Here is a 12142-nt window from a genome sequence, read left to right on the forward strand (position 1 = left end):
TCTCGATGAACCCGCCCTTACCCGTTATCAGTTTGATCATTTAACTTAGGAAATATCCTCAATGAATAGCGATAGTTTAGAACAGGCTAAAAACAGGGAACAAGTATTTGATAATTTCCAAAAAATTGAGTATGAAATTGGGGCGAATTTAGATAAATTTGCTTTTTTAGATCAAGGATTGGAGAAGTCTCCCTATCAAAATCATATTCAAAATTATTCCCAATATTTAAACCGTAAACCTTTACAATATAGTCCCTATCCTGCCCTGGGAAAAATTCCTTATATTGATCAAGAAAGTTTGGCTTTTCTCCATCCTCAAATAGAAGAAGCCTGTGTTAGTTTGGGGAAATTTGAAGCGGGAGAACTTCACACGATTTGGCTGGGAAGAAATCCCCTAAAAACCACACAATTTTGGAGTACCACTAAAATTATTCCGGTGCTGAATACCTTAATTCAAATTGATCAAAAATTTCCTAAATATGATGTCAACAATTTAAAATTACAAAATTCCGATAACCGGACTGCAAACTTTTGCCTAAAAACTGCGATTGAAGATATAGTTAATTATAAACACAAAGTTGCTAGTTCTAACGCTTTAGCTGCTCTATTTAAAAGATTTGAAACCCGCTCTAATTTAGAGAAATGGCTGCAAAAAATCACGGGAAATTCAACTTCAAATTTTCAAGGTGATTATGGAGAAAATCCAGTATTTTTAAATCCTGAAATTGTTGATCCTGATACTAAAACTACTATTTTAAAAGCGGTTTTAGATACTACCAAAGGAGATAATTTTGTTTCGGCTTATGATTTAACTCGTCTCATTTCTTTAATTGGATGGCATAATTATTTACCCGCCCAATCTCAACTTCCTAACCTTCCAGAAAGAAACTTCAATTGTTTGGTTAAAGCCCTGGGTCAAGACCCTGCTCGTTATGTGGATGTCGCGTTAAAAACTTTGGGAATTGAACAGTTGATTACGTCTCCAGTTATTCTTTCTAAAATGGGTTATGGAGATAGTACAGTTCGGCAAACGGTAGAACTCTGCTATGTGGCGTTTGTACAATTTATTGACCCCTTACCCAATGCTAATCAAAAACCCTCGGAATTCCGAACCTTAGCACTTACTTTAAGGGGTGTAATTCCTATTAATAATAAGGAGGATTTTACTCAACAAGCATTGGAGTTAGATGCCAGAATGGCGGCAGAAGTCACGGAAATCTTTCGTCGTGTTGTTGTAGAAAGTTTAGATAAACTATAGCTGATTCCCCTTAGTTGTTCAGAGGAGAGGGATGGGAGTGTGGAAACTAGGGTGTTCCTCTCCCCTCTTTCATGGAAGGTTTTCACGGGGGTGTGCTTCAGACCTGAGAGTATCAATTTCTTGTCCGATTAATCCCTCTAACTTCCACCACTGCCCAAAACATATAAACTCAATAAAGTGCCACTATTCCATAATCCGTGCATGAACATTGGTGCTAATAAATTGCGCGATCGCGTATACACAAACCCTAGAACAATTCCTAACGTCATTAATGGCAAAATTTCCGACACATTAAAATGCGCCACGGCAAAGAGAAATCCACTTAAAAGAATCGCACTTCCCAGGGGAAGATAACGGGTTAAAGACGGTAATAAAAATCCTCGAAACATCATTTCTTCAAAGATCGGCGCCGCGATGGATGCGGTGATAAAAAATATCCCTAAAGCTACACTATCTTGACTTTCTAAAGCAATGGGTAATAAAGGATTACTGCCTCCTTGTCCGTCCCAAAATTTCTGATTAATTAAAGACACTAAAATCACTAACGGTAAAGCAACTAAATATCCACCCAAACCCCAAACAAACCAATTATCTTTGAGTTTGAAAGTAAACCAACCTTCGGGTAAGGGAAAATAGGGCTTAATCGAAAAATACAAAACCGAAAAGCCTCCCAGCATTAATAATAAATAGGTGATTAAAATATAAACCGCCTGAGTCCTAACATCAAAACTACTGGGCTGAAGATTTAATCCTTGAAAAACAGCCCTTAAAGTTAGGGGAATAAAGAATTGCCCTAATAGGGAAAAACCCACTACAAAAACCTGTAAAATAATTTCCCCATTCCAAGGAATTAACCAGGCTACATCCATATTGGTTGCTAAAACAGAATCCTTGCCTTTAAAAATTAATTGAATGCCTAAAACAATGGCTAATAATAATCCCATGACTAATCCTAGCCCCGGAATAGCACTGACAACCATTAACTTAAAAATCGCTTGTTCCGAGCGTTGCTGTTGTTGCGTTTCCAGGGTCACCAAGGCTTCTGGACGCTGTTGTAAAGTATAGAGTTTAACTAAAGATTGATAACGAAACCAACCCTCTAAATAGTTTTGGACAATGGGTTCAGCATCGGGCAATAATCGGGCGGGAGTTTGCCATAATCCGATTAACACCTGTGCTGTTTTTGCGGTTTTAACCGGACTTTCTGGTTCTGATTCAACTAAACTTTTCCAAGTTTCTATAGCTTGATCAGCAGATCCAATTTGTGTTTTTAAAATCCCGATTCTCAGTTTTAAATCTCGATTCAGTTGTTCTAATTCCTGTAAAGAACTAGCTGTTATTTGTTCCTGATTTTCTTGGAATTTAGTTAAATTTTTGGTAACAGATTCTTCTACCTGTTGATATTGTTTTAGGGCTTCCTGTACCGGAGTTTTACCAATTAAATTATCGCGTAATGTGATTAAATTACCGGCTTCTGTCCCTTTCCCTTGCCATTGGGAAGCATGAAGCAGTAAATTGGTTTGATACAATTCTAAACGGCTTTGAATTTGGGGTTGAGTCCAACTATTGAGTAACGATAAACCCAAAAAGCTAATGGCTAATAAGGTTAAAATTGCTAAAATCCAGCGTTTGGGTGTCATGATTTCAAAACGTAAGAATAAAATATTGCCGAGTTTGAGCGGTGAAACCCAACATTCTAACTGATACTGTTCCAAACAAGGTACAATGACATCTGGCTTAAATTCGGTTCAGTCCAGAGTCCAAAATTCCCACTCCTCAATTTAACAATGACGACCCGTGTAATTCTTGTCCGTCATGGTCAAAGTACCTATAATGCCCAAAGTCGAATTCAAGGTCGCTTGGATGCCTCTGTTTTGACAGAGAAAGGTTCTGTGGCCGCCCAGAAAGTCGGTGACGCCTTGAATGGTTTAAGGTTTGATGCTCTCTATTGCAGTCCTTTGCAACGGGCGAAACAAACGGCCCAAATCATCATCACCCACCTGTCTGACCCCCCAAAGGTTCAACCTAGCGACCTGTTAATGGAAATTGATCTCCCCCTGTGGGCGGGGATGGAACGTCAAGCGGTGATGGAACAGTTTCCCCAAGAGTATCAGAGGTGGCACGACTCGCCCCATGAGTTCTCAATGCAGATTCCCACACCGGAAGGAGAAAAACAATATTTTCCGGTCTTAGCATTATTTGAACAGGCGAAACAATTTTGGCGGGAAATCTTAGCCCGTCATCAAAATCAAACGGTTTTATTAGTGGCTCATAATGGAATTAATCGAAGTTTAATTGCGACGGCTTTAGGAATTCAACCGCAATTTTATCAAAGCGTACAACAGTCTAACTGTGGGATTAGTATTTTGAATTTTACTAATATTATCCCCGGAGAATTGCCAAAACCTGCGGATGTCCAGTTGGAGTCAATGAACTTAACAACTCATGTTGGTCATAAAGTCCCTTCTGTACGTCCGGGTCATCAAGGGCCACGGTTATTATTAGTTAGACATGGGGAAACGGAATGGAACCGCATGGGTCAATTCCAGGGACAAATTGATGTGCCGTTGAATGATAATGGTCGAGAACAAGCTCGGAAAGCGGCGGAATTTCTCAAAGAAATTAAAATTGATTTTGCGGTAACAAGTCCCATGGCTCGTCCCAAGGAAACCGCAGAAATTATATTACAAAATCATCCGGGGATAGAGTTACAATTAGAACCGGAATTTTGTGAAATTAGTCATGGTTTATGGGAAGGTAAATTTGAAGCGGAAATCGAACAATCTTACCCCGGATTATTAGGGGAATGGAAGACAGCACCCCAAACGGTTCAAATGCCTGAAGGCGAAAATTTACAACAGGTTTGGCAACGTTCTTTAATCGCCTGGAAGCAAATTGTTGAAACCTATAATCACCAAAATGTCACAATATTAGTGGTTGCCCATGATGCGATTAATAAGGCACTCTTATGTCAATTATTTAATCTGCCTCCCGATCATTTTTGGAACTTTAAACAGGGCAATGGTGCGGTGACGGTGATTGATTATCCCCAAGGAATTGAGGGTTTACCTGTGTTACAAGCGGATAATATTACCAGTCATTTATCGGGTAGTATTCTCGATAAAACGGCGGCTGGAGCGTTATAGTTGACGGTGGAATTTTAGCTAAAAACTCTTGATTATAGCCGAGATTTAGATCCCCCTAAATCCCCCTTAAAAAGGGGGACTTGGATCTCCTGTTCCCCCCTTGTTAAGGGGGGTTAGGGGGGATCATTGACTTGGGATCAGATCAAGGAAATTCTGGTTTGATCGCCTACTTTTAGCCTGAAGTTGACACTAATGCGTGGCACGTCTCTACTGCACCCTAAAACCAACACCTGATACTGGAATATGAATTGTCAACTTTTAAAGCAAGTTCGTGTAATTGATCCGGTTTCTAAACGAGATCAAATTGCTGATATTTTGGTGATTGATGGTTATATTAAAACCATTGAATCTGAAATTAATGATTATCCAGAAAATACCCTAATTATTAATAGGGAAGGCTTGATTTTAGGGCCGGGATTAGTTGATTTATATAGTCAGAGTGGGGAGCCGGGATTTGAAGAAAGGGAAAACTTAAATTCTTTATTGAATGCTGCTGCTGCTGGCGGATTTACTCGGTTAGCAGTTTTACCGAATACTATTCCAGCCATTGATAACCCAGCAACGGTGACATTATTACAACAACGATCGGAAAAAATTGCTATTCTCAATTATGAGTTTCAGCGTCCAAAATTATATCTTTGGGGTGCATTAACCCAAGATGTTGCAGGTCAACAAATGACGGAATTGAGTGAATTAGCAGATGCGGATATTGTGGGTTTTACTGAGGGTAAACCTCTGGAAAATTTAGCCTTATTAAGAAGAATATTAGAATATTTAAAACCTTTAAATAAACCCTTAGCCTTATATCCGTTTAATAGCCAATTAGCCGTTAATGGAGTCATGCGAGAGGGGCATGATTCCATCTTATGTGGTTTGCCCGGAATCCCCCAATTTGCGGAAACCGCAGCCTTAGCCGCGATATTAGAATTAGTAGAAGTAACGGCAACTCCGGTTCATATTATGCGGGTTTCTACGGCGCGAAGTGTAGAATTAATTGCCCAAGCTAAGGCCCGTAATTTACCGATTACCGCCAGTATAAGTTGGATACACTTATTATTAAATACCGCATCTATTAATCGGATTTGGAATCGACCCTTAGAAGATGACGACCCAACAATTCTTACTTATATTCCTCTCCCCTATAACCCTAATTTAAGAGTTGATCCTCCCTTGGGAAATCCATCGGATCAACAGGCTTTAATTCAAGGACTGGAAACGGGAATTATTGATGCGATCGCCATTGATCATACCCCCTATTGTTATGAAGAAAAAACCGTTGCTTTTGCTGACGCGCCCCCGGGTGTGATTGGGTTAGAATTAGCATTACCCCTATTATGGGAAACCTTTGTTGAGTCGGGGCGATGGTCAGCCTTAGATTTATGGAGATTTTTAAGTAGTAACCCGGCTATTTGTTTACAACAAACTCCCTATTCTATTCAACCGGATCGACCCGCAGAAATGATATTATTTGATCCTAAAAATTCTTGGGTTGTTAATGCAAATACCCTAAAATCTCGCTCTATTAATACTCCCTGGTTGGGGCAAGAAATTACTGGGCGGGTGATCAAAACTTGGTCGCCTGTATGTTAGTATATCCTAGTCCGTGATCACAACAACTTAGACTCTAATTTAACATTTTTCAGTAAAAATAATTAACTGTGAAGACTCAAAAACGACCGATTGCTGTAGATTTGTTTGCGGGTGCGGGAGGCATGACCCTGGGTTTTGAACAGGCGGGATTTGATGTTTTAGCTGCTGTGGAAATTGACCCGATTCATTGTGCAACCCATGAATATAATTTTCCTTTTTGGCAGGTGTTTTGTCAAGGTATTGAAACCCTCACGGGATTAGAAATTAGACAGAATTCTGAGATTGGAGATCGGGAGATTGATGTGGTGTTTGGGGGGCCACCTTGTCAGGGTTTTTCATTAATTGGAAAACGGGCTTTTGATGATCCGAGAAATAGTTTAATGTTTCATTTTATTCGGTTAGTTGATGAATTACAACCGAAATATTTTGTTTTGGAAAATGTTCCCGGTTTAACGGTGGGAAAACATCGACAATTTATTACTGAGATTATTGATAAGCTGCAAAGTCAGGGTTATCAAGTCATAGAAAACTATCAAGTCTTAAATGCTTCCTATTATGGTGTACCTCAAGATCGATCGCGTTTATTTATTTTAGGATCTCGCCAAGATTTACCCTTACCTGGTTATCCTCAACCCATCACAAAACCGCCAAAAGTTAATCCTAAAATTGATAATAAATTGAATAACTTATCTCCCTGTCCGACGGTTTGGGATGCCATTGGAGATTTACCCACTATTGAACAATATTCTGAATTATTCCTAAGAGATTATACCCTAGCTGAATATCAAAAATCAAGTTTTTATGCTCAACTATTGCGAGGATTATTCCCAGTTAAGGATGATTTTTCCTATCCGAGAATTTTTGATCAAAATCTGTTAACCTGTAGTTTGCGATCGCGCCATTCTTCCACCTCTACGGCACGATTTGAAGCCACGGAATGGGGAAAAACGGAAAAAATTAGTCGATTTCATAAACTCCATCCCCAAGGTTTATGTAACACTTTAAGAGCCGGAACACCTAGCAACCGAGGCGCCTTTACTTCCCCCCGTCCAATTCATCCCTATACCCCCCGTTGTATTACGGTTAGAGAAGCCGCCCGCTTACATTCCTATCCCGACTGGTTTAGATTTCAAGGGACAAAATGGCACGGTTTTCGACAGGTAGGAAATTCTGTTCCGCCCTTATTAGCTAAAGCAGTGGCGGGGGAAATTATCAAACTTTTGGGGATAATTCCCAGTCAACCAACGGAAAAGAAAAAATTAGGTGATGATGCGTTATTATATTTGAATATGTCCCAAGCTGCAAAACTCTATAATGTTGATCCCCATGTAATTGAGCCTAGAAAAAGAGGAAATAAGGGTGAATAATTTATGGCAGATAAAGGCAAAAAATCAGGAAGATATGATGCAATTATTGCTGAAATATTTAGACAGCATTATCAAGCAGGTATAACTAATTTTGAATTCAGTCGTTCTGAATTTACCGAAGTAGCTCAAAGTCTCAATATTCCATCTCCTAAAAATTTAGGTGATGTTTTATATTCTTATCGTTTTAGGCGAAAGTTTCCAACGTTAATATCTGATACTGCACCCGATGGTTTAGAATGGGTTATTGAGTTGGCAGGACAAGCGGTTTATAGATTTAAACTAAGTCCAATTAATCGAATTACTCCTAACCCCAATCTAATTTGTATAAAAATTCCTGACTCGACACCTGAAATCATCAGTCAGTACGCTTTAAGTGATGAACAAGCATTACTAGCAAAGGTACGCTATAATCGATTAATAGATATCTTTCTAGGAATTACAACGTATTCTTTACAAAATCATCTAAGAACTACAGTGCCTAATATTGGACAAATTGAAATAGATGAAATTTATGTAGGAGTCAATCAAAACGGCGCACAGTATGTCATTCCAGTTCAAGCTAAGGGAGGATCTGATCAACTTGGTGTTGTTCAAACAAAACAGGATATAAGCTGTTGTATCACTAAATTTCCTGATTTGATTTGTCGTCCTGTATCTACTCAATTTATGCCAGATAATGTTATTGCTATGTTTGAATTAACCCTAGAAAATGATCAAGTTAGGATTGTTAGAGAAAAACATTACCAGTTAGTTTTGAGTAAAGATATTTTAAAAAATGACTTGGAACAATATAAAGTATGGGAATAATTTGAGCACAGATAAACGAGCCAAAATTGCTCTATAATAGAATTAATCTCTCACTGAATTACTATAAATTCTATGGCTAAATCTATTAATCCTAAAGGATTAGATATTACTCCCTATATTGACCATACCTTACTGAATCAAACGGCAACACCAGAACAAATTCAACAGTATTGTTATGAAGCAGAAAGATATAAATTTGCCAGTGTTTGTGTGTTTCCCAGTTATGTTAAATTCGTGAAAGAATTTCTGCAAGGAAAATCACCCCAGGTCTGTACTGTGATCGGATTTCCCACCGGAGCGACAACTTCTAAGGTTAAACTCTATGAAGCCCAGGAAGCGGTTGAAAATGGCGCGACGGAGTTAGATGTGGTAATTAATTTAAGTTGGTTGAAAACTGGAAAAACCGAGGAATTGTATCGAGAAATTGCCGAAATTTGTGAAGAAACTGGACAAACGGTTAAGGCAATTATTGAAACCAGTGTACTGACAGATGAGGAAAAATGTTTAGCCGTTGAGGTGTTAATGGATACGGGAATTGCCTATATTAAAACCAGTACGGGATGGTATGGGGGGGCGACCGTTGCCGATATTGAATTGATTAAATCCGTGACCAAAGGACGCATCGGAATTAAAGCCTCCGGTGGCATTAGTACCTACCAACAAGCGGTTGATTTAATTGTAGCAGGAGCCACTCGTTTAGGCACTTCTCGCGCCGTTGATATTTTGAAAACAGAAACTAAAAAAGAGAGTTAATAGACAAGATTCAATGAGTAAAACCTATAGTGCTACGGGGATTAATTTAAAAGCCCAACCCTTTGGAGAATCCGATCGACTTTTAACCATTTTAACCCGGGAATTTGGCTTAATTAAAGCCATTGCCCCCGGAGCTAGAAAAGCAAAATCTTCCCTAGGAGGACGGAGTGAATTATTTGTTGTCAATCAATTATTAATTGCTAAAGGGCGATCGCTTGATAAAATAACCCAAGCCGAAACCGTCACCACCTATGGAGGTTTAAGTAAAAATTTAGGTAAATTAGCCGCTAGTCAATATTTAGCAGAATTAGTCCTCAGTCAAGCCCTCGGCGACCATCAGCAAGAGGATTTATTTATCCTCCTGAATGAACATTTAAACCGTTTACAAACTCTTTCTAATTCCCATTTAGTTGCTAATTCTACTCAAATTATTGCCTGTTTAACCCAAGGAATTTTCCATCTTCTCGCCCTAGCGGGAACCGCACCTCAAGTCCAATTATGTTGTTTAACTCAACGACGACTTCAGCCTAATTTTACCGATGAACATTGGCGGGTTGGGTTTAGTATTGAGACCGGGGGAATTATTAATTTATCGGAGTGGACTCCATCCGCTCTAAAACAGAAAAAACCGATTACCGTTGCCTCAAAAACCCCTATACTTAAGGAGTCTGGCAACCTTTACACCATAGAGAGTGTGCCTCAACCTCAACTGAAAATCAATACAAAACTGACCGCCGGACAGTTAGCAATTCTGCAACACTTAGCCCAACCTGAACTCCTTGACCCAGAGGTGTCATCCCGATCTGAACTGATTCTGGCTTGGGACTGGATGACCGTAGAACGGACATTACGGCAATATACAGAATATCATTTAGGGTGTTGTATCCGTTCCGCGTCGCTGATTGATACCTTTACCCACCAATTTATTATTGATCCCCCGTTTTAATATTAGTCATGCCACCGATCCAATTAATCATTAAAATGTTAGGGAGAGAGTGTCAATTTTCGCTCAAGCCTGACTGCTCTTAGAATACCAATTTAAAATTATAAGATGCGATCGCCAGATTTAGAAAAAAACTTTAAATTCCATCCACCCTTGGCCATTATGAAAGATTGGGAGACTGACTCCTTGATAGAAATTACCCCGTCTAGTTCCGCAGAATTGGACAATGGAAAAAATAATTACGATCACAATAGCCCTGTGCCCGAACCCCCAGGGGAAGAAGAAAGGGGATTTTTACCCGTCCTGAGAAACAAAAATTTCCTCGCCCTTTGGAGTGGACAATTGTTTTCTCAACTGGCGGATAAAGTTTATTTAGTATTAATGATTGCCATTATTTCGACTCGATTTCAACAGGCTGATCAAACCATTAGCGGTTGGGTATCAGCCATTATGATGGCGTTTACTATTCCTGCAATTTTGTTTGGAGCGGGTGCGGGAGTATTTGTTGATCGATGGTCAAAAAAAGCGGTTTTAGTGATTACGAATCTATTACGCGGGGGTTTAGTTATGGCTTTACCCCTCATTTTATGGCTATTTCAAGATCAATATTTCGGCCAATTACCCGTGGGATTTTATATTTTATTAATCACTACTTTTTTAGTCTCTACCCTGACTCAATTCTTTGCCCCAGCGGAACAATCAGCTATTCCTTTAGTCGTGGAAAAACGTCATTTATTATCCGCGAATTCTCTGTATACTACAACCATGATGGCTTCGGTGATTGTAGGGTTTGCGGTGGGAGAACCCCTATTAGCTCTGGCGGATTTAATTGCTAATCAAATCGGTTTACAATCCATCGGAAAAGAATTAATTGTTGGGGGAGAATATGTAATTGCCGGGTTGATTCTAATGCTTTTAAACACCCAAGAAAAAAATAATAATTCTGACCATGAACAACCCCATATTTTAGAAGATTTACGCGATGGGATTCGCTATCTAAGTAATCATACTTTGATTAGAAATGCTTTACTCCAATTAATTATTCTGTTTTCAATTTTTGCCGCCCTAGCGGTTTTAGCCGTGCGTTTGGCGGAAATTATTCCCGAGATTAGTTCCTCCCAGTTTGGCTTTCTATTAGCTGCTGGAGGGGCGGGAATGGGTCTTGGAGCAACGCTTCTGGGGCATCTGGGGCATCGATTTACCCATTTTCAATTGGCGTTAATGGGTTCTTTTGGAGTCGCCGGATCATTGGGGGGATTATCCCTATTTAATGAAAGATTGTGGCCGACTTTAATCTTAATTTTCGGCTTAGGAATTTTTGGGGCAATTGTAGCAATTCCCATGCAAACCACAATTCAAGCGGAAACCCCGGAAGCAATGCGAGGAAAAGTCTTTGGTCTTCAGAATAATGCGATTAATATTGCCTTGAGTTTACCCTTAGCTTTAGCGGGATTTGCGGAAACCTTAATTGGGTTATCTAATGTGTTTTTGAGTTTAGCAGGATTAGCGATCGCCGGGGGTTTTATTACTTGGTTAATCTCTCGAAATGCGCCCCATATTACGGAAGGAGAGGGGGAAAAATTCTAGGGTATGTAAGCATTCTTTGCACGCACCCACAGCCAATCATCAACAACCCTAAAATCCTATGGAAAATGATCTTCTGCTGTTAGAAAAAGTCGCTCAATTTGTATTAACAGGGAATGGAGAAAAGCCCAATTCTTCTATTGTCGCTGAAACCTTAATTCGATGTGAAAATCAAGCCAAAAAAACTAAAGAAAAACATAGCTTTGAATCCTTGATTGGAAACTGGCGACTCTGTTGGGTGAGTGGAACCCAGAAAATCCGTAAACAAGCCGGATTTGTTAAAGGCGGCGGACTTTATATTCCTAGTTTTTTGAATTTACAAATTATCTATTCTCGATATCCCCATCCATTATTAAGAATAGAAACACCCCCAGAAATAGACGCAGGAATGATTCAAAATTGTGTCAAATTAAATCAGTTTAATTTAACCCTCACTGGCCCCGCAAAGTTTTTAGATAAAAAGAATATTCTCGCCTTCGATTTTACCTATGTTACCTCCAAACTTTTCGGCTTAAATCTTTATGACGGTAAAATGCCCGGAACCGCCAGCAATTCTGAAAAATTTTATCAAGATTCTATTAAGAATCAAGCCTTTTTTGCCTTTTTTGTGATTACTCCCAATCTAATTGCCGCTAGGGGTCGAGGCGGTGGTCTTGCCCTGTGGACAAAAGTTTGAAAAAGCGATCCCAAACCC

10 protein-coding genes are annotated in these 12142 nt (G+C 39.4%); 9 read left to right on the forward strand and 1 reads right to left on the reverse strand.

Annotated elements, in window-relative coordinates; translation table 11 throughout:
* Nucleotides 1-61: 61 nt before the first annotated feature.
* A complete protein-coding gene (locus AC2D3N_RS18450; RefSeq protein WP_484691754.1) occupies nt 62-1258 on the forward strand; it encodes a hypothetical protein in 1197 nt (398 codons plus the stop codon).
* A gap of 137 nt (nt 1259-1395) precedes the next feature.
* Here AC2D3N_RS18450 and AC2D3N_RS18455 read toward each other — a convergent pair whose 3' ends face one another.
* Nucleotides 1396-2898, reverse strand: coding sequence for a CPBP family intramembrane glutamic endopeptidase (locus AC2D3N_RS18455; RefSeq protein ID WP_079681060.1), 1503 nt, complete (start codon nt 2896-2898; stop codon nt 1396-1398).
* 147 nt (nt 2899-3045) lie between these two features.
* Here AC2D3N_RS18455 and AC2D3N_RS18460 point away from each other — a divergent pair, with 147 nt between their 5' ends.
* The 8 genes from AC2D3N_RS18460 (at nt 3046) to AC2D3N_RS18495 (ending at nt 12124) form a co-directional block, all read left to right on the forward strand.
* Complete coding sequence (locus tag AC2D3N_RS18460; RefSeq protein WP_484691755.1) at nt 3046-4404, forward strand: histidine phosphatase family protein; 1359 nt, start codon at nt 3046-3048, stop codon at nt 4402-4404.
* Between the two features lie 243 nt (nt 4405-4647).
* Nucleotides 4648-5994 (forward strand): dihydroorotase, encoded by a 1347-nt coding sequence (locus tag AC2D3N_RS18465; RefSeq protein WP_484691756.1) that lies wholly within the window; start codon nt 4648-4650, stop codon nt 5992-5994.
* Nucleotides 5995-6062: 68 nt separating this feature from the next.
* On the forward strand, nt 6063-7361 hold the full coding sequence (locus tag AC2D3N_RS18470) for a DNA cytosine methyltransferase (RefSeq protein WP_484691757.1): 1299 nt from the start codon (nt 6063-6065) through the stop codon (nt 7359-7361).
* 3 nt (nt 7362-7364) lie between these two features.
* Complete coding sequence (locus AC2D3N_RS18475; RefSeq protein WP_484691758.1) at nt 7365-8168, forward strand: endonuclease; 804 nt, start codon at nt 7365-7367, stop codon at nt 8166-8168.
* Between the two features lie 72 nt (nt 8169-8240).
* Nucleotides 8241-8921 carry a deoxyribose-phosphate aldolase gene (gene deoC / locus AC2D3N_RS18480; RefSeq protein WP_484691759.1) on the forward strand — a complete coding sequence of 227 codons (681 nt, stop codon included), beginning with the start codon at nt 8241-8243 and terminating at the stop codon, nt 8919-8921.
* A gap of 13 nt (nt 8922-8934) precedes the next feature.
* Nucleotides 8935-9867 carry a DNA repair protein RecO gene (gene recO / locus AC2D3N_RS18485; RefSeq protein ID WP_484691760.1) on the forward strand — a complete coding sequence of 311 codons (933 nt, stop codon included), beginning with the start codon at nt 8935-8937 and terminating at the stop codon, nt 9865-9867.
* A 105-nt stretch (nt 9868-9972) separates the two neighbouring features.
* Nucleotides 9973-11451: an MFS transporter gene (locus AC2D3N_RS18490; protein WP_484691761.1), complete on the forward strand. Its 1479-nt coding sequence runs from the start codon at nt 9973-9975 to the stop codon at nt 11449-11451.
* A 58-nt stretch (nt 11452-11509) separates the two neighbouring features.
* Nucleotides 11510-12124 carry a hypothetical protein gene (locus tag AC2D3N_RS18495; RefSeq protein WP_484691762.1) on the forward strand — a complete coding sequence of 205 codons (615 nt, stop codon included), beginning with the start codon at nt 11510-11512 and terminating at the stop codon, nt 12122-12124.
* Nucleotides 12125-12142 lie beyond the last annotated feature (18 nt).

It is taken from the genome of Planktothrix sp. PLAVEN19ND (assembly GCF_057220675.1).